The organism is Nocardia yamanashiensis, from assembly GCF_021183565.1.
GTDB classification, from domain to species: domain Bacteria; phylum Actinomycetota; class Actinomycetes; order Mycobacteriales; family Mycobacteriaceae; genus Nocardia; species Nocardia yamanashiensis.
Window position 1 is genome coordinate 6045257 of record NZ_CP089226.1, and the last position, 19106, is coordinate 6064362.

At 68.1% G+C, this 19106-nt stretch carries 14 protein-coding genes and 1 pseudogene; 9 read left to right on the forward strand and 6 right to left on the reverse strand.

What is annotated here, in order from left to right:
* Window positions 1-26: 26 nt before the first annotated feature.
* The 3 genes from LTV02_RS27930 (at window position 27) to LTV02_RS27940 (ending at window position 4402) form a co-directional block, all read left to right on the forward strand.
* A complete protein-coding gene (locus LTV02_RS27930) occupies window positions 27-1307 on the forward strand; it encodes an MFS transporter (RefSeq protein WP_233034813.1) in 1281 nt (426 codons plus the stop codon).
* A gap of 206 nt (window positions 1308-1513) precedes the next feature.
* Window positions 1514-2827 (forward strand): citrate synthase, encoded by a 1314-nt coding sequence (locus tag LTV02_RS27935; protein WP_233034814.1) that lies wholly within the window; start codon window positions 1514-1516, stop codon window positions 2825-2827.
* Window positions 2828-3193: 366 nt separating this feature from the next.
* Entirely contained in the window at window positions 3194-4402 is a 1209-nt protein-coding gene (locus LTV02_RS27940) for a GNAT family N-acetyltransferase (RefSeq protein ID WP_067723098.1), read from the forward strand.
* A 68-nt stretch (window positions 4403-4470) separates the two neighbouring features.
* Here LTV02_RS27940 and LTV02_RS27945 read toward each other — a convergent pair whose 3' ends face one another.
* Window positions 4471-6135, reverse strand: coding sequence for a hypothetical protein (locus tag LTV02_RS27945; protein WP_233034816.1), 1665 nt, complete (start codon window positions 6133-6135; stop codon window positions 4471-4473).
* A 157-nt stretch (window positions 6136-6292) separates the two neighbouring features.
* Between LTV02_RS27945 and LTV02_RS27950 the strand changes: the two genes are divergently transcribed.
* Window positions 6293-6691 carry a YccF domain-containing protein gene (locus tag LTV02_RS27950; protein WP_067723127.1) on the forward strand — a complete coding sequence of 133 codons (399 nt, stop codon included), beginning with the start codon at window positions 6293-6295 and terminating at the stop codon, window positions 6689-6691.
* A gap of 63 nt (window positions 6692-6754) precedes the next feature.
* On the opposite strand, the gene LTV02_RS27955 is transcribed toward LTV02_RS27950, so the two are convergent.
* Window positions 6755-7192: an Rv0880 family HTH-type transcriptional regulator gene (locus tag LTV02_RS27955; protein WP_067723096.1), complete on the reverse strand. Its 438-nt coding sequence runs from the start codon at window positions 7190-7192 to the stop codon at window positions 6755-6757.
* 194 nt (window positions 7193-7386) lie between these two features.
* On the opposite strand from LTV02_RS27955, the gene LTV02_RS27960 reads away from it, so the two are divergent.
* Window positions 7387-7626, forward strand: a complete 240-nt coding sequence (locus LTV02_RS27960) for a DUF2530 domain-containing protein (protein WP_233034817.1) — start codon at window positions 7387-7389, stop codon at window positions 7624-7626.
* Window positions 7627-7639: 13 nt separating this feature from the next.
* On the opposite strand, the gene LTV02_RS27965 is transcribed toward LTV02_RS27960, so the two are convergent.
* Entirely contained in the window at window positions 7640-9706 is a 2067-nt protein-coding gene (locus LTV02_RS27965; RefSeq protein ID WP_233034818.1) for a neutral/alkaline ceramidase, read from the reverse strand.
* Between the two features lie 139 nt (window positions 9707-9845).
* Between LTV02_RS27965 and LTV02_RS27970 the strand changes: the two genes are divergently transcribed.
* A complete protein-coding gene (locus tag LTV02_RS27970; protein ID WP_233034819.1) occupies window positions 9846-10460 on the forward strand; it encodes a TetR/AcrR family transcriptional regulator in 615 nt (204 codons plus the stop codon).
* 118 nt (window positions 10461-10578) lie between these two features.
* Here the strand turns inward: LTV02_RS27970 and LTV02_RS27975 are convergent, their stop codons facing one another.
* Both LTV02_RS27975 and LTV02_RS27980 read right to left on the reverse strand, forming a co-directional pair.
* On the reverse strand, window positions 10579-13866 hold the full coding sequence (locus tag LTV02_RS27975) for a sacsin N-terminal ATP-binding-like domain-containing protein (RefSeq protein ID WP_408639265.1): 3288 nt from the start codon (window positions 13864-13866) through the stop codon (window positions 10579-10581).
* A gap of 508 nt (window positions 13867-14374) precedes the next feature.
* Window positions 14375-15190: pseudogene (locus LTV02_RS27980) on the reverse strand (DUF3027 domain-containing protein); the annotation flags it as partial.
* Window positions 15191-15207: 17 nt separating this feature from the next.
* Here LTV02_RS27980 and LTV02_RS27985 point away from each other — a divergent pair.
* The 3 genes from LTV02_RS27985 to LTV02_RS27995 all read left to right on the forward strand — a co-directional run bounded on the left by LTV02_RS27985 (window position 15208) and on the right by LTV02_RS27995 (window position 18476).
* Window positions 15208-16005, forward strand: a complete 798-nt coding sequence (locus tag LTV02_RS27985) for a glutaminyl-peptide cyclotransferase (protein WP_233034820.1) — start codon at window positions 15208-15210, stop codon at window positions 16003-16005.
* A 123-nt stretch (window positions 16006-16128) separates the two neighbouring features.
* Window positions 16129-17880 carry an MFS transporter gene (locus LTV02_RS27990; RefSeq protein ID WP_233034821.1) on the forward strand — a complete coding sequence of 584 codons (1752 nt, stop codon included), beginning with the start codon at window positions 16129-16131 and terminating at the stop codon, window positions 17878-17880.
* Window positions 17881-17900: 20 nt separating this feature from the next.
* Window positions 17901-18476 carry a DUF2771 domain-containing protein gene (locus tag LTV02_RS27995; protein ID WP_233034822.1) on the forward strand — a complete coding sequence of 192 codons (576 nt, stop codon included), beginning with the start codon at window positions 17901-17903 and terminating at the stop codon, window positions 18474-18476.
* Window positions 18477-18549: 73 nt separating this feature from the next.
* Here the strand turns inward: LTV02_RS27995 and LTV02_RS28000 are convergent, their stop codons facing one another.
* Window positions 18550-18984: a cold-shock protein gene (locus LTV02_RS28000; RefSeq protein WP_233034823.1), complete on the reverse strand. Its 435-nt coding sequence runs from the start codon at window positions 18982-18984 to the stop codon at window positions 18550-18552.
* Between the last annotated feature and the right edge of the window lie 122 nt (window positions 18985-19106).

Here is a 19106-nt window from a genome sequence, read left to right on the forward strand (position 1 = left end):
TAATTCGTGGCGTTAGTCTCACGCCGGTGAAAGTGCTCGCCGACATAACCCCGCTCCGGAATCCCGACTATCGCCGCCTGTGGACCACCGGCGTAGTCACCGTCATCGGAGCGCAGCTGTCGGTCGTAGCGGTTCCCAAGCAGCTGTACGACATCACGCACAGTTCCGGCTATGTCGGCCTGGCCGGACTTTTCGGCCTGATCCCGCTGATCATCTTCGGTCTCTGGGGCGGCGCCCTCGCCGATGTGATGGACCGCCGCAAACTCCTGCTCATCACCAGCGCCGGCACCGGCCTCACCGCCCTGGCCTTCTGGGCGCAGGCCGCGGCCGGGCTGAACAATGTCTGGCTGGTGCTCGGCCTGTTCGCCGTCCAGCAGGCCTGTTTCGCGGTGAACCAGCCCGCCCGCAGCGCCATCTACCCGCGCCTGCTGCCCGAAGACCAACTGCCCGCGGCCAATTCGCTGTCCATGACGGTCATGCAGTTCGGCGCCATCGCCGGTCCGGTGGTGGCGGGCATGCTGATTCCGGTCACCGGCCTGTCCACGCTCTATCTGCTCGACGCCGTCGCCCTGCTCGCGACCCTGTGGGCCACTTGGAAACTCCCGCCCATCCCGCCCACCGGCACCGCCCGCCGCGCCGGGCTGCGCGAGGTCGCCGACGGCTTCGTCTACCTCGCCACCCAGCGAATCCTGCTCGCCTCCTTCGCCGTCGACGTGGTCGCCATGGTCTTCGGCATGCCCCGCGCCCTCTTCCCCGAGATCGCGCACGACACCTTCCCCGGCAGCAACGACGGCGGCACCGCCCTCGGCCTGCTCTTCGCCGCCATGTCGGTGGGCGCGGTACTCGGCGGCGTCTTCTCCGGCTGGCTCTCCCGCATCCGCCGCCAGGGCCTGGCCGTGGTGATCCTGATCGTGCTGTGGGGTCTGGGCATGGTCGGCTTCGGCCTGGCCGTCGGCGCGGCCGGGCACGGGCTCAGCACCACCGTCGCCCTCTGGATCGCCTTCTCCTGCTTGGCCTTCGGCGGCGCGGTCGACATGTTCTCGGCCGCCCTGCGCACCACCATGCTGCAATCGGTGGCCACCGACGAGATGCGCGGCCGCCTGCAGGGCGTCTTCATCGTCGTCGTGGCGGGTGGACCACGCATCGGTGATGTTGCCCACGGTTTCGCCGCGGCCGCGGTGGGTACCGCCGCAGCAGCTGCGGGCGGCGGCGTGCTGGTGGTGCTCGGCATGGTGATCTCGGCCCTCGTTTTCCCAGCGTTCATCCGGTATCGGGTGGCCCGGGCACACGCCGAAGTGCCCGCCTGACCGGTCGCGTGCGGCGCCCGGCGGTGCGGTCCATGCCGATAGCACATGACCGCACCGCACCTCACCTCGTGACGAGGTGACTGTGAGGTAGTTAAGGGTGACCCTCATTAGTCGGGCGTAACGCCCAGCGGCTAGCGTTGTGGCAAGCGCGTTGTGTGCCGACCGCGTGCAATGCCTACGGTTTCAAGCCTGAGAGGGATCCTTCCGTGCCCGCTGAGAACATCATCAACGTCGACGACGACGCCAAGCCGGTACTCACCTACCCCGGCGGCGAGTACCCGATGACCGTCGCCAAGGCTGTCGAGGGCAATGACGGGATCGACCTGGGCAAGCTGCTGGCCAGCACCGGGTACGTGACCTATGACCCCGGCTTCATGAACACCGCGTCGACCAAGTCGGCGATCACCTACATCGACGGTGAAGCGGGCATCCTGCGCTACCGGGGTTACCCGATCGAGCAGCTGGCCGGTAAGTCGACCTTCATCGAGGTCTCCTACCTGCTCATCTACGGCGAGCTGCCGACCCAGGCCCAGCTCGACGACTTCACCAACCGGATCCGCCGGCACACGCTGCTGCACGAGGATCTGAAGCGCTTCTTCGACGGCTTCCCGCGCAACGCGCACCCCATGCCGGTGCTGTCGTCCGCGGTGAACGCGCTGTCGGCGTACTACCAGGACTCGCTGGACCCGCGCGATCCCGAGCAGGTCGAGCTGTCCACCATCCGTCTGCTGGCCAAGCTGCCGACCATCGCGGCCTACGCCTACAAGAAGTCGGTCGGTCAGCCGTTCCTCTACCCGGACAACTCGCTGTCGCTGGTGGAGAACTTCCTGCGGATGACCTTCGGCTTCCCGGCCGAGCCGTACGAGGTCGACCCCGAGGTCGCCGCGGCCCTGGACATGCTGCTCATCCTGCACGCCGATCACGAGCAGAACTGCTCGACTTCGACCGTGCGCCTGGTCGGTTCGTCCGACGCCAACCTGTTCACCTCGGTGTCCGGCGGCATCAACGCGCTCTGGGGCCCGCTGCACGGCGGCGCCAACCAGGCCGTGCTGGAGATGCTGGACGAGATCAAGGCGAACGGCGGCGACGTCAAGGAGTTCGTCCGCAAGGTCAAGAACAAGGAAGACGGCGTGAAGCTCATGGGCTTCGGGCACCGCGTCTACCGCAACTACGACCCGCGCGCGACCCTGGTCAAGAAGGTCGCCGACCAGATCCTGGCCAAGATCGGCGGCGACGACCAGCTGCTCGATATCGCCAAGGCCCTGGAAGAGGCCGCGCTGACCGATGACTACTTCATCGAGCGTCGCCTGTACCCGAACGTGGACTTCTACACCGGCGTCATCTACCGGGCCATGGGCTTCCCGACCCGCATGTTCACCGTGCTGTTCGCCATGGGCCGGCTGCCGGGCTGGATCGCGCACTGGCGTGAGATGCACTCCGAGCCGCTGAAGATCGGCCGTCCGCGCCAGATCTACACCGGCTACGGCGAGCGCGACTACCACGACATCAGCGGCCGCTGATGCGCTGACGCGCAACAAGATTCATTTCGCCCGCACCGGTTTTCCGGTGCGGGCGAAGTCGTTCCGGCAGCCTGCTCCATCCGGGGGAGTTCGGCGGCGGGCAGCCCTCCCCCGCCCCTCGTGCCCCACCCCGCCGCCACATCGTGGCGGCGGGGTTTCGCGTTTACAAGAAACTTTTAAGCATCTTGCTGGGCCGGACCGGCATTGTTCTTCTTGCGGGGCCGGATACCGGTCCCGCAAGGGGGGAAGTTGGGGGGACGACCCCGGGGTCACCTGTCACGGCGGGGAGGACAGGTGGCTCCGGGTGTTCGTTTCGATCGGAAATATTCGGATGCGGACGAATCGCCGACCTGTCATCGTCGGGTCATGGCATCCGCGAATGGCTTCACGATCCGTTCGGCCACCGAGGACGACTGGCCGCAGATCATCGAACTTATCGAAACCTGCTTCGGTTTCCGGAACGTCCCCGAAGAGATCCCCATCAAAAAGGAAATCTTCCCGGTGGACCGTGCCCTGCTCGCCATCGACGACGGCCGCGTGGTCGGTCATACGGTGGACCGGCACATGACCCTCACCGTGCCCGGCGAACGCATCGCACAGGCCTGCGGCGTCTCCGCCGTGGTGGTCGCGCCGACCCATCGCCGGCGCGGCATCCTGCGTTCGCTCTACACCGAACTGCATCAGCGGGTGGAGGACGAGGGGCTGCCGCTGACCATCTTCACCGCCAGCGAGGGCACCATCTACGGCCGCTTCGGCTACGGCCCCAGCATGGTCATCCAGTCCGTCTCCATCGATCGCACCAAGGCCCAATTCCGTGCCACCACACCGGATCCCGGCGGCGTGCGGATGGAGTCCCCGGCCGCGGCCCGGCCGCACATCGAAGCCGTCTACGACCGCTGGCGGCGGCTGCTCCCGAGCGCGCAGCTCCGGCCGGAGGCCGACTGGAATCTGATGTTCGCCGACTCGGAACCGCATCGGGACGGCGCGACAAGCCTTTTCGCGCTCACCCATCCGGACGGTTACGTGCTCTACCGCCGGGACTGGCGCAAGGACGATACGGCGGTCGCGATCGTCACCGAGTTCCGCGCCATCACCCCCGAGGCGCATGCCGCGCTGTGGCGGGTGCTGCTGAGCCTGGACCTGGTCCGCACGGTGGAGGCCGAGATCGCCCCCGACGATCCGCTCCCCTACCTGCTGACCGATCCGCGTCTGGTGAAACCCGGCGGCCGCTGGGACGGCCTGTGGACCCGGCTGATGGACGTGCCCGCCGCGCTCACCGCCCGGACCTACGCGGCGGACCTGGATACGGTTGTGGCCGTGGACGATCCGTTCCGGAACGCGGGCGGCACCTTCGCCCTGCGCATCCGCGACGGCGTGGCGGAATGCGAACCGACCACCAGAACTCCCGATATCGAGATCGGAATCGATGTCCTGGGTAGTCTGTATTTCGGCGCGCACCGAGCGCGAGTCTTCGCTGCCGCCAACCGCATCCAAGCCAAGGAACCGACCGCCCTGCGCGCGTTCGACGCGGCGTTCATCGCCGAACGCGACGCCCAGCTCGGCTGGTTCTTCTAGGTTCCCCTGCAGGGAAACCAGCGCCGGGCGGCACCAGTCATGGTGCCGCCCGGCCTTTTTCGCGGTTCCTACTTGGCGATCTTGGCCCGGAACGGGCCGCCCACGCTGTTGAACAGCAGGTCGCCATTGGGGAACGCCTCGATCAGCGCATACGCGCCGTTACCCAGGTTGGACTGCCCGAAGATGGTGCGGTGCACCGTTTCCCCGGTCTTCCAGTCCAGGCCGGTGACCTCCCAGCCGTCGGCCTTGGAGTAGCCGTTCACGAACACCATGCCCGCACCGGAGGAAACGGCCGGCACCATCGAGGTCGAGACGACGTCGCCGCGCGTCCACGCCGAAGTCCACTTGTCCGCCTGGGGATCCCACTCGAAACGCTGCATACCGTGCGGCGGCTCGTCGACCGGACCGTTGGCCAGCACGTCCACCAGGCGGTCCGGTTCACCGCCCGTGCCGATGTTCTGCACTACGAACGCGCCGTAACCGTTCACCACCACCGACTGCTCGGACTGGATGAACTCGGGTTTCGGGTCGGGCAGCCCCGCCGTCACCTCCATCTGATCGGCGATCCGGTTCGACTTGGCGCCCGGCTTCTGCTGGAAGCCCGCCGGAACCTCGTTGCGCCAGAAGGCGACCAGCTTCATGTGGTCGGCGCCGTCGGTGATGACGACCAGTTCGTCATCGTTCTTGTCGAAGCCCATCAGCGTGGGCGTGGATCCGGTGCCGATGCCGAACTTCACCGCCGGGGGCTGGCGACCGAAGTCGTAGGGCGAGGACCAGGCGCCGTCCGCAGCGTCGGTGGAGAGCTTGCCGTCCTTCCAGACCACCTTGTGCATGATCTTGTCGGAGGCGAAGTAGAGGCCGTTGTTCTCGTCCACCGCCATGGAATTGGAGATGGTCTCGTCATCGCCCACGCGCAGCGTCACCGGATCGCCGGTCAGGTCCCGGTTCAGCACCGACAGCGACCGCGACGCCAGCGCCAGCAGATGACCGTCGTAGGTCATGCTCAGGCCGACTACGTTCTCCGGGATGCCGAGCGTGGTCATGCCGGTGCCCAGCAGCGGTTTCAGATCGCGCTGCGCGACGATCTCCAGGCCGTCGGCCGGCTTGTCCTTGTTGCGCAGGCCGAACACGAACAGCACGGCGTCCTGGTTGATGTAGTAGAGGCGATTGTCCTTGTCGACCAGCCCGTACACGCCGTTCTTCATACGTTGCCAGTCCAGGCCGGGCCATTCCTGAGTGATGGCCGTCTGGATCTGCGCGGCGTCGGTGAACTGCTGGTTCAGCACCGCGTCCAGGTTCTGGGTGGAGACGGGCGGGGTCCCGGGCACATCCATGGCCGCGACTTCCTCGAAGCCGCCGTCGGAGACGTCCACGTAGCGCGGGCCCGAGGTGGAGGAGACCCACCAGTAATTCTGATCCGGCGCGGCCATGGTCATGATGTTGACCGGGCCGCCGGGTACCCGCGGCATCTGCACCGGGTCGATGTGGAAGGTGCCGCGCGGCGGGGCGGCCGGAAAGCTGTCGCTCTGACCGGAGTCGATGTGGGTGATGCCGAATTTCTCGGCGGACAGGTACGGGTTGCGAGCCGGGCCGGATCCGGCCGCGCTCGCACCCGCGGAGCTGGTCGAGGCCGACTTGGCATCGCTGTCGTCACTGCTACAGGCGGCCAGGGTGGTCGCCGCGGCGAGGGCCAGCACGGTCGCTCCCGCCCACCATCGAATCTGTTTGCTCAAAGTGCGCTCCCAGCGTGATCGAAGATCATGAAAACGGATTGCAGCTGTGAATTGTCGCAATTGCCGGAGATTAGCAGAGCCCTGACGAGTACTAACACCGAAGAGTCAGGGTTTTCCCGGTGGTGGGGCGGGCGGTGCCGCTGGCATGCTGGAGGACATGAAGCCGATCCAGCTGATTCTGAACGTCCTGTGGTTCGTCCTGGTCGGGTTCTGGATGGCTTTGGGCTACGTGCTCGCGGGGATCATCTGCTGCATTCTGATCATCACGATCCCGTGGGGCATCGCCTCGTTCCGGATCGCCTCGTTCGTGCTGTGGCCGTTCGGGCGCGAGGCCGTCGAGAAGCCCGGGGCGGGTGTGGGTTCCATGCTCGGCAATATCGTGTGGATCATCGTGGCCGGCTGGTGGCTGGCGATCGGGCACCTGTTCACGAGCATCGCGCTCGCCATCACGATCATCGGAATCCCGTTCGCGTGGGCGAACCTGAAACTGATCCCGATCTCACTGTTCCCCCTGGGCCGCGAAATCGTCCCCAGCGACCGGGCTTTCGGGTCCTGAGCCCGGGTGGTTTTCCGGGGGTGAGGGTTTCAGGGGCTTGCCCCCGAGGCCCCCGGGAGTGGGTTACTCCGACTCGTCGACGATCTGCTTCATGATTCCCACGGCCTCTTCGAGGACCGCGATCTGCTCGGGGCTCAGGCCCGAGAGCTGATCGGTCATCCAGGCCTCGCGCGCCTGGTTCTCGTCGGCGATGAGGGCGCGACCGGCGTCGGACAGGCTCACGATGATCTGCCGTCCGTCGGTCGGGTGCGGATTGCGTTCGACCAAGCTCATTTCGGAGAGCGACGCGATCACCCGCGTCATGGAGGGCGGCTGCACCCGCTCCTTGGCCGCCAGCGCACCCGGCGTCATGGAACCTTCGCGATTGAGCGTCGCGAGCGCCGACAGCTGGGTCAGCGAAATCTGGGCATCGGCGCGCCTACCGCGCAAATGTCGCGTCAAGCGCACCACCGCCAGCGAGAGGTCACCGGCAAGCGCTCGAATATCGGAAGGCGTTGTCACAGAGGCAAACGATACGTGACGCCTCGCGCACGGGTCGGGTGTTCGCGTCGACCGGCCCGCACGGTCTCCACCTGCGACGTCCCAGCCGCCACCGGCGCGCGAACCTACCGGTACGCAAGCCGAACGTTTGCCACGAACCGGACACCGCGCCACGCATCGGGCACGACCCCGGAGCGCGCTCTAGGCTGGATCGCGTGACCCAGCCCGTACCCCAGATCCCGCCGCGCCTCACCGACCCGCGCCCGGTGCTGGCCGTCGGCTCGCTCGCCTGGCTCGTCGCCACCGTCGTCGTCTGGTTCAACGACGCCTGGGCCCCCGCCCGCCCGATCTGCCTGATGGGCCTGGCGGTCGGCCTGCTCGCCTACTCCATCTTCTGGCTCCAGCGCCGCAGCGCCCGACGCGGCGACAAGGGTGCGCAACTGGGCCTGGAGTAGTTCCGGGAGCCGTTCAGAGCACGTCGAACTCGTTGCTGAGGCCACTGAACGGAAGCAGTGCGCCGTCGGCGGTGAGCTGATCGGCGAAGTGCTGGAAGCGGTATCGGCCGGGCGCGGCATCGCCCGGGATGTCCCAGGTGAAGCGCGCCACCGAGACATCGCTCCCCCGTTTGCTCCAGAAGAACTTCACCGCCCACTCGCCCTCGTTGGCGACGCGCTGCCAGCCGGATCCGCTCTGCCGCTGCACTTCCAGGAACGTGCCGTTGCGGCGGGTGTTGTGTTTCGGGTGGGCCGAGACGAATTCGGCCTGCGCCTGCTCGCCGCGCGCATAGGACGCCGCGGGCTGGGTGAGGACGTCGCCGAAAGCGGTGCCGGGCAGGGTGGCGTCCGGGCCGGGCGCGGCGACGAAATTCGGCTGCAGGTTGGACACGTCGCGCGGCGCGGGGCCGCGCGGCACCGTCTGGCGGGCCGCGAAAGCCGTTGCCAGCCGGTGGAATTCCTGTTGATAGGCGGGCAGGGTGTAGCGCCCGTACAGCGTCGAACCACCCTCGTACTGCTGCGCGTCGTACTCCTCCGGCGTCGCCACGTACTCGTGATAGGCATTGGCGTAGCCCTGCATGAGCACCTGCTCCAGTGGCACGCCCAGCGCCGCCGCCACCACCCGGCGGATGCGCAGCCCCGACACGATGGTGAATTCCGCACCGCCACAGGCGAGATACAGCTCGCCGATGCGCACCAGCTGGATCGGCACCACGCTCGGCACCCACGGCACCGGCGGCATGATGCCCAGCGGCGCCACGATCGCCTTGGGCGCCTGCGCGTCGGCCAGCCAGTCCGGCACCGGCGCGTTCGCCCCACCGAGCGCGTCCACGAACGGGTTTCGCACGCCCTCGGGAATCGGCACGCCCGGCAGGCCCGGCCCGTCCTCGACGCTGCCCGCGATGAGTGAGACGCCGGCGCAGGCGGCGGCGGTGTGGCGGTTCTGCCCGCTGCCCGTCCACTTGCCGTCCACCTCGATATCGGCGATGTCGATGTAGCAGAGCAGGCTGTCCACCGGGCCGCTGACGGTGCGCGCCGCGGCCAGTGCGGATTTACCCGCGCGATATTGCCGTTCGCCGATGATGCGGGTGTTCTCGAACTCGTTCCGCGTCGGCCCGTCGGTGGGGTGAAGGTTCAAGTTCGGTGACATATCACCGGAATTCGTCTGCGGGAATGCCGCCACGAAATCCGCGCCGTCGAGGTATCGCACGCCGTGTTCCCCGTGTTCGTAGGCGAACGACGCATAGCCCTTGTTGTCGCCACTGATGAGCCGGTTGCTGTTGCTCATGGAGGTGTTGTGGGTGGCGAACCAGGTGATGGCCCCGACCTGTTTGCCGCCTTTGCGCAGCGACAAGACGGTGACCGCCGGATCGATGCCTTCCGGGAAAACCTGTTTATCCGCTTCGGGATTGCGTTCGAAGGCCACCCGGGAGCGATTCACGCTGGCATCGTGCAATTCCCCGCGCCCGAGTTCCAGGGTGCCGGGCGAGAGATCGGCGTCCGCGGCGGCGATGGCCTCCACGATGCCGTTCACCTCGGCGTCGTAGACCTGTTGCTGGAAGCCGAGAATGGAGAGGTTGTAGGCGTAGTCGTGGCTGGAGCCGCCGCAGGTGGCGTGCGAATGGGTGGAGGTGAGCAGCACGTTCTGCTCGGTGTAGCGGTCGCCGAAGCGCCGGGCCAGCTCCGCCATGACGCCGCGGTGCACGGACTGGAAGATCATGCCGTTGTCGGCGACCAGATAGACGACCCGCCGCTCGCCGCTGTCGATGATGTAGGCGCGGGCGCGCGGGCGCAGATGAATTCCGGCGGTGTCCTGCCCGAATTGCGAATAGCCCATCATGCCGCATTCGGCAGCGGGACCGGTGATGTCGGAAATGCCCACCCCGATCAGGTAGTCGCCGCCGGCCGCGCGCGCCTCACCGTCGGAGATCGCGAGGTGTGCGGAGACGGCGAAGGCGGCCGAGCCCGCCGCCGCCGTGGCCAGCACCGTCCGGCGCGAGACCGGGATTGCCCCGGTGGTTCCCTTGTCCGACATCGCCATTCGAGCCTCTCTTCTGTTGTGGAGCAGCGAACCACAGAACTGGACGTTCGTCCAGACCAGACTTGATGAGCGAACTTTCCGACCGTGCGAATTGACTGCACGCGCAATGGACGCTTAACTCTGCGGAGTGTCCTCCCGATTGAGCGTCGAAGAACGACGGGCCCACCTTATCGAGGCAGCCATCGGCCTTGCCGAAAAAAAGGGCGTGGCAGGAGTTACCACGCGCGATGTCGCGCAAGCTGCCGGTGTTTCCCTGGGTGTGGTTCATTACTGTTTCGAAAACAAGGACCAACTCATGACAGAGCTGGTCAAGGCCCTCTCGATGGAATTGCGAGATTCCGTCGATGCCAACGAAGCGGTATGGCAAGACGTCGGAACCGGAAAAGAAGCGCTTCAGAAATTGGTGCGCGCTGGACTGGAACTCATGTGGCTCAACATCGAAGCCACTCCCGAACGTCAACTACTCACCTATGAAACCACCACCTACGCACTCCGCGAAGGTGAACAAACTCCGGCAAAACTCGCAATCGCGCGTGAGCAGTACACGTTCAACGACTCCACGGTCGCGGACATCATCGAGCACGCACGCGAAGCCACCGGCACCCAGTGGACGGTTTCCGTCGCCACGCTCAGCCGGTTCATGCTGGCGGCCATCGACGGGATCGTGCTGCGGTGGCTGGTCGACAACGACAGCGCCGCGGTGCGCGAACAGCTGGACGTCCTAGCCGGGATGATCGTCTCGCATTCGGCCTGAAATCCCATCCACCCCAACGTGATCCGCGCCCGCCGCACGATTGTGCGGCGGGCGCGGTCAGATCCGGGGCCCGGTGACCGGGAACAGACGCAGCAGGCCGGTTCCCGGGGCGTAACGGCTACGGGCGCGACCCCGCCTGGACGTGCGTGGTCTCGCCGTCCTCCCACCAAGTGACAGCCACGGTTTCTTCGACGGCGCCGGAAAGGCGGACGCGGAGATCGTCGTGGATCACCAGTTCGCCCGCGGGAGCGGGCAAGTCGAACTGCAGGCGCAGCAGCACGCCGAGCGGATCGGCGGCCCAGGTGGTGGGCCGGCCTTCGCTCACCACCTCGGCGGTCACCGCTTCCGAGGCCAGCGGCAGGTTCAGCAGGTCGGAAAGCGCTGCGGCGGAGGCGATATCGCCGACCACCAGGCGATCGGCGGGCAGCGCCGGGCCGAACCAGGGGCGGTCCAGCACCAATGCGTCGGCAGCGTCGATGACCGCGCCGGACAGGGCGCGCACATGCTCGGGGACGGCCAGGTCCTCCAGGTCCAGGCGGTCCGCCTCGAAGGCCTCCGCGAGCAGCCGATAGGTCTGTGAAATCGATTCCGGGACCGGCATTCTCGCCGGATCGGCGAGTGCGTCGAGGAGTTCCTCGGCCAGCACCGGGGTCATCACCTCGGGGGCGGCCAGCACGCCGCGCAGGACGGTCAGGTCCAGTGCGGGAAAGCCCGGCAGTTGCGGCAGCAGGCCCGCGAACTGGGCGTCGTCCGGATGCCGCATGAGGCCCAGCGGAATGCCGTCGATCTGCGCGTGCTGGCGCAGCCACCAGGCGGTGTAGCCGTCGCGGTCGGCCAGCAGCGCGCGGGTGGTCTGGTCGTCGAGCAGCAGTCGCAGGGCTTCCGGCCATTCGGCCTCGTCCACCAGGTCCAGGTCACGTACCGCGACGAGTTCGCGCGGATCCTCGTCCAGGGTGTGCCACCAGGCTTCCTCGTCATCGAGGTGATGGTCCGGGCCGGTCGGGTCCTCCTCGGTGACCAGCGTGAAGCTCCAGCCGACGCCGATGGCGCGCAACGCTTCCGCGCCGTACCGCTCCACCGTCTCCGGGCCGAGCACGCTGAACGGGGAATCGTGCACCAGTACGCGGGCCAGTGGCGCGTCCGGTAGCAGCAGCTCGTCCGCCGGACCGAATTCGCCTGCCGCGTCCGGCAATTCGAGCAGGCCGAGCCAGGTCGGCAGCACACCCGGCACGGTATTGGCGTGCCGCGCCAGGCCGAGCACCGCCTCCACGGTATCCGGGTCGCCCGGATCGTCCTCCAGGATCGCCTGCAGCGCCGGATCGCTCAGCAGATCCTCCGGCGTGGCCGCTTTCGCCCCGAGCCGCCCCAGCAGTTCGTGCGCGGCCTCGGGATGCACCAGGCGCGCCCAATGCACCGGGATCGCCGTCTCCAGCTGATCGTCCAGCACGACGGTGCGCGGGCCGGTCACCATCCGCCCGTCCGTCAGCGGCACCGACAGCGCGCCCAGTTCCTCCACGGACAGCGGATCCCCCGCGAACACGTCCAAGGCGTCGTACAGCGAATAGAACCACTGCGGTTCCCGTTCGACGGCCCCCGACAGCTCCGCGATCCGCGCCAGCCCGATCCGATGCACATCCAGCACGGCCAGCGCATCCGCGTACGCCCGCGTCGACAGCTCCGGAATAACCACCGGCCCAACCATTTCCGCCAGCAACGGGGCCAATTCCACCGTAGCCCCGGTGAACACGCTCGCCCGCCGCGGCGAGGCCACCCCCTCCCGAATCACCACCGGCTCCTCCACCCCCACCGGCACCGCCGCACCCACCGTCACCTCGAACGGCGGCAACTCCACCCGCGCCCCCGCGGCTTCTGCTACCGGCCTGGCCGACGAAACGTCTTCGCGCCCCGCATCATCAGTCACAGAAGCCACCGGCACCGGATCGGCCGCGAAGAGTTCGAACTGATCCCCCGCCAGCGGAAATCCGAGTTGATCGGCGGCCACAGCGCGCGCAGCCCCAGCCCCACCGCCGCTGGCAGCGGCATCGGCCTCACCGCCCACAACGCCACCACCCGCAGCATCGGCCCCGCCGCCTACAACGTCGGCGCCAGCACTCGCAGCACCGGCCCCAGCAGAATCAGCGCCGCCCCCGGCGGGCGCGATATCGAGGTCCGCGGTCCCACCGTCGGCACCGGCAGTCCGCGGCGCGGCCACAGTGCGCTGGGCGCCGAAAGACTCCGGAATCTTTGCCGCAGGCGGTGTTTCGAGGTCAGTGCCGGGTGCGGGCGAGAGGTCGGTGGTGCCGCCGAGGACGGGCAGCCATTCGTGTTCGCGGAGTTCGGTGATGAGGGCTTCGCGGAGCAGGCTGTCGGCCTCGCTGCGGGCGAAGGCGGGTAGTGGGACGAGGACCAGGCGGTCGCGGGGCGGCAGGGCGCGGGCGAAATCGGCGTAGCCGGAGGCGAGTTCGGCCACGTGCGCGCCGGGGAGCAGGCGGCGGCGGTCCGGTTGCATGGCGATATCGGCGATGAGCAGCGCGGGGAGGGAGAGTTCCTCGTCGGAGCGGGTCGGGGCGCGCAGCACGTCCGGGCGGGCCGGTACGGGGCGGCCGTCGCGGATCGGGAGCAGCCAGCGGGCGCGGGGGGTGCGGTACTGCCACCACACCTGTTCGTCGTCGTCCGCGCCGCAGATCCGCACCTGCTGCAGACCGTCCGCGAGATCCTCGACCACACTGGAGATCTCGTCGTCGCCGACCAGGATCTCCTGCAGCGCGGGCAATTCCAGCAGCAGATCCACCGCTTCGGCCCGCATACCCGCGAGCAGCGCGACGGCATCCACGTCGGCGCGCAGTCGCAGCACGATCTCGCTGTCGAACCCGGCCGCCGGTTTCGCCTCGGCCGGCCACACCAGTCGCAGGGCGGGCGCCACGAATTCCTCCGGCCCGTCCGGGATCCCGATCCCCTGCGCGGCCAGCTCGGCAAGAGTATCGGCCCGCGAGAACCGCACCGATCCACCGCTGGAACGGAATTCGGCCTCATCCGCCACGCTCAGCACCGCGGTGAATCCCACACCGAACCGCCCCACCGAGGCGTCCCCGCTGCTCTTCGCCGAGGCCCGCAGCGCGGTCAGCGCATGCACACCCGAGACATCCAGCGGCACACCGGTATTGGCCACATGCAGCAGATCCCCCTCCAGCCATACCGCGACCCGCCCGGCCACGCCGGCTTTGGCAGCGGCATCGGCCGCATTCTGCGCCAGCTCGGTCAGCACCCGATCCCGGTACCCCGCCCGCACCAGATCGGCCTCGGTGGCCGCATCCTCCCGCAGCCGAGTCGGCGAGTCCCGCCAAGCCGCCAGCACTCCGGCCCGCAACCCCGCCGTCCCGAACGGATCCCCGACCTCGACCGTCACCGGCTCTCACACCCTTCCCGCCGCGCGGCGAATTGCCGCGGCTCCGCCAGAAAACACCTGACCGTACCGGGGATTGAGGGACGCGCTGCTACTGCCCCGAAATGCCGGAGTCGTCCGAAGGTTCGGCGCCGGTTTCCGGCTCCACCTTCACCGCGGTGACCGCCCAGGCGTCGTCGTACCTGGCGTCCGGATCGGCGGTATCGAACAAGGTCACCGCGCCGGTGTCGGTGTCGGCGACGACCTCGACGATCTCGGGTTCGGTGTCCGGCGCCGCGTCCGCGGCTTCCACTACGACGGCCGTCACCACCACATTCGTGTCGGCCGCGGCGGTTTCGGCCGCAGCGGTTTCGGTCGCTTCCGTCACCGCACCGGCATCGGCTGCCGTGTCCGCGACAGCGGCCGTCAGGACGGCCGCGTCTGCCGCGGCGATTTCGGCGACGGCGTCGGCGTAGACCGAGGCGGTTTCGGCGGCTGCCGCCGCGGCGGCGAGGGATTCGATGGTGAGGACCGAATCGGCTACCGAGAGAGCGGCATCGGCCGGTTCGGTGGGGAGGGGGTCCGGTTCGGGCTTGCGGAGTTCTTCGGCGGGAACGATTTCCACCGCGGCGTCGTCGTAGGCCTCGTACAGGGGGGAGCCCTGGCCGGAGGGGACCTCGACGTCGGAGTGGGCACCGCAGCCGTAGTTCATGTGCACCACGTGACCGTCGGCGCCCATGGCATTGGCGCAGACGCCGAAGGCGGAGCGGAAGGAACCGGCGAGCGGGACGAAGAAACCGCAGACGCCGCAGGTGCCGGGGGCGGCGCGGGCCATGTCGGTGTCGGGGCCGTATTCGGAGAACCAGCGGTCGGCGGCTTCCTCACGGCCTTCGCGGGAGAGCACGCGCGGACGGCCGAGGCCGAGTTCCAGGGCCACCTCGTCGACGACGGGATCGCCGGAGAGCAGATAACCGGGCAGCAGTCGCGGATCGTCCGCGGGCGTGGCGAGCAGATCGCCGGGCGACAGGTCGCCGGGGCGCACGCGCTGATCCCACGGAATGAAGTCGGGGGCGACGAGCGCGTCGGGGCCGGGCAGCAGCGCCGATTCGCTCACCGTGGCATGGCCCGCTTCCGGCGGGGCCGCCACCACGACCGCCCACTGCCAGCCGCGATAGCCGGGCAGCGTGGCTTCGAAGTGATGGGTGGCCGAGGACTCGTCCTCGGCGGTCACGCCCAGATGGGCGCCGACGCCGACGGGCTCCAACTCCAGGAGCGCACGGCGAGCCAGGTCGACCGCCTCCGCCAGGATCGGCCGTACAACGGACTCCGAAACTCCAACCGCGCTCACGCCCTACATTTTGCCGTATGGAGTGCAAACGGCGTGCACCGGTAGTAAGCGTCATGATCGTGCTGTCCACGGTCGTGGGGCTGGGCGGGGCGAGTTCCGCCTGTGGCCGGGAAACCGACGACACCCCGCGCCTGCGTGTCGAGGTGGTGGCGACACGCCCGCACGACACAGCGGCTTTCACCGAGGGGCTGGAGGTGGACGGGGACGTGCTCTACGAAAGCACCGGTCTGCCAGGGCAATCCTTCGTCCGCGCGACCACGCTGACCGGCGGGAACGAGCTGGCGCGGGCGGATCTGCCGAATCCGCTGTTCGGCGAGGGCATCACCAGGGCCGGAAATGTGCTCTGGCAGCTCACCTATCGCGAGGGGATCGCCATCGCGCGGGACCCCGGGACGCTGGCCGAACTGCGTCGCACCAGCTACGACGGAGAAGGCTGGGGACTGTGCACGCGGGCCGGGCGCGTCGTCATGAGCAATGGCACGAGCACGCTCACCTTTCGGGATCCGGAGACCTTCGCGATCACGGGGGAAGTGACTCTCACCACACGCAAGAACGCGAAGCTCAACGAACTCGATTGCGCCCCGGACGGTTCCGTCTACGCCAATGCCTGGCCGAGCGACACCATCCTGCAGATCGATCCGGACACCGGCGATGTCCGCGCGGCCATCGACACCTCCGGGCTACTCCCCAGCAAGGCCCGCACCCCCGATACCGACGTCCTCAACGGCATCGCCCACCTTCCGGGTACCGACCGGTTTCTCCTAACCGGCAAGAAGTGGCCGACGAGCTACGAAGTCCGCTTCGTAGCGGAGTGAGGAGGAATTTCCGGGGGTTGACACCCCCGGACCCCCACCCCAGTGGCCTGCGGCGGCGAATTGTGGCGGTCATAACCAGCCGTCGTGCAGCCCTCGCTGGGCGACACTGCAAGAATTGGGTACGTGACTGCTCCCCGTGAACCAGGTGCCGATTCCGGTCGGTGGGGTGACGAGGAGACTCCACTCATCGAACGGCATCCGGGTTTCGACCGTTATCCACCTGCGAATACCCCCGCGCAGCGCCCGCCGGCGCGCCGCCCGGGCGAACCCGAGGTGCCCGATTTCCTGGCACACAGGACGCCCGCCCGGCCGTACGGCAAGCAATCGGACCCGCAGCCCCCGCAGCAGCCACCGGCGCCCTCGCCGCAAACGCCGGGCGAACCGCAGCGTCCCGACCCCACCCGGCCGATGGAGCAGGCCCGGGTTCCCGAGGACGAAACGGCGGGCTTGCACAAGCCGCCGCGCAAGCTGACCGTCACGCGGGTCGCGGCGCGCCGCAGCATCGAGCTCACCGAGCGCGGTTTCGCCACCTTCAAACGCGCGGCCAAGGCCGACGGCGCGGAGGAATCCGGCCTCACCGCACTGGTTTACGCCACCATGGCCAACTTCGCGACGGACGCCGCGGTGGCGGTCGCCCTGGCGAACACGCTGTTCTTCGCCAGCGCCACGGCCGAATCCAAGACCAAGGTGGCGCTGTACCTGCTGATCACCATTGCCCCGTTCGCGGTGATCGCCCCGTTCATCGGCCCGATGCTGGATCGACTACAGCGCGGCCGCCGGATCGCGCTGGCCGGTTCCTTCGGCATACGCGTGTTCGTCGCGCTGCTGCTCATCTTCAATATCGACAACTGGGCGCTGTATCCGCTCGCGCTCTGCATGATGATCATGAGCAAGTCGTTCTCGGTGCTCAAGAGCGCGGTCACCCCGAGGGTGCTGCCCCCGGGAATCGATTTGGTGCGCACCAACTCCCGGCTCACCGTGTTCGGACTGGTCGGCGGCACCCTGGGCGCGGGCGGCGTGGCCGGGCTGATCGCCATGGTCATGGGCTCGATGGGCGCGCTGCTGTTCGCCGCCGCACTGGCCGGCGCGGGCGCCTATCTGAGCCTGCAGATCCCGGCCTGGGTGGAGGTCACCGAGGGCGAGGTCCCGGCCACCATCGGCTATCACGGCTCCGACTCCCGCACCGAGGTCCTGGACCCGAACCAGCCCACGCAGGTACTGCCGAACAAACGCCGCCAGCCGCTGGGCCGTTCGGTGGTCACCGGCCTGTGGGGCAATGGCACGGTCCGCATCCTGACCGGTTTCCTCACCTTCTACGTGGCGTTCGTGGCCAAGGCTACCGAGCATCGCCCGGTGCAGCAGGCGGCCATGCTGGGCGTGGTCGGCGCGGCCGCGGCCATCGGCAATTTCACCGGCAATGCCACCGGCGCGCGCATGAAACTGGGCCGCCCGCAATTGATCGTGCTGCTCTGCACCATCGCCTGCGTGGGCATCGCGGTGGTCGCCGCCCTGCTGGACAACCTGATCGGCGCGGCGGTCGCCACCCTGATCGCGGCCGGCGCCAGCGCGCTGGCCAAGGTGTCGCTGGACGCGTCCATCCAGGACGATCTGCCACCGGAGTCCATCGCCTCCGGTTTCGGCCGCTCCGAGACCGTGCTGCAGCTGTCCTGGGTGATCGGCGGCGCGATGGGCGTGCTGCTGCCCACCGAATGGTGGAAGGGCTTCGCCGCCGTGGCCGGAGTGATGGCGCTCGGATTGATCCAGACGGTGGTCAGCTACCGTGGTCATTCGCTGCTGCCCGGTTTGGGCGGTAATCGACCTCAGCACGCGAAGCAGGAAGTCCCCGGCGCACACGGCGCGGGGGAAGCGGCCTAGTCAGGGACAAGGAATCAACGGTGAGCCAAGTCAAAGCCCGCACGCTCGTTGCCGCACTCGTGGCGCTGCTCGTGGTGGCCGTGGCGTACTTCGGCGTGATCGCGATGATCGCCCGCAATGCGGACAAGCCGGAGCCGGAGCTCACCGCGTACTCGCACGGCAAGTCCGTGACGGTGCAGCCGTACCAGTACTGCGATGTGCAGATGCAGAACTGCAAGATCCTGCCCGCCGAGGACATGTCGGGTTTCCCGGTGCCGCTGGAATGCGCGGCGGGGCAGCCGGATTGCCACACCGGTAAGCCGGTGGACCTGCGGGTGCCGGGCGGGGATCCGCTGCAGTTGTCGCTGCCCAAGGACATCGCGGGCAAGCCGTGGCTGATCACCGCGATCTATCGCACGCCCTCCGGCGCAACCGCGCAGAACACGGTCAGCTTCCAGGATTACGACAAAGGCACGGTGGCGGTGACGATTCCGTCGCTGAAGGAATTGAAGCTGGTCGTGGTGGAGGTGCAGTTGCCGATTCTGGTGCGCGACACCACCACCGGCCAGGAGGGCTATCTGCCGCATCAGGCGTGGTCCATCCACACCGAGGTCTAGAAGTTCTCGCAAAAGACGAAAGAGCCCGGAAGCAACCGCTTCCGGGCTTTTCTTTTCCGGCTCTGGGCTCGGCCTAGTGGTCGAGCTCGCGCGCGACGCCGCGCACCACTTCGGCAATGCGCTGGGACGTCTTGCGGTCCGGGTACTTTCCGCGCCGCAGATCCGGCTGCACCTTGGTTTCGAGGATGGTGATCATGTCCTCGATCAGTCCGTGCAGCTCGTCGGTGGACTTGCGCACCAGGGGCGCGTCGGAGCTCTTGCCGCGCCGGTCGCCACCGCGCTCGCGCTCGTTGCGCAGCGACGGCGGGGTCTCCAGCAGCTTCAGCGAAAGCGCCTGCGGCCCACGGCGACCCGCGGCCATCCCGAATTCCACCCGCTGCCCCGGCTTGAGCGCCTCCACACCGTCAGGCAGCGCCGACGATCGAACGTAGACGTCCTCACCCTCATCCTGGGAAAGGAAGCCGAAGCCCTTTTCGACGTCGTACCACTTCACCTTGCCGGTCGGCACTGCGCTCACCCGTTCGTCATTCGATGCCCGGGAAGTTCCGGGCACAGTCGTGGTCGCCGGACGAGTTACGCCCGCAACCTTTCCGTTTGCGAAAAGAAGCGCGCCCCACACAGCTATGCAGG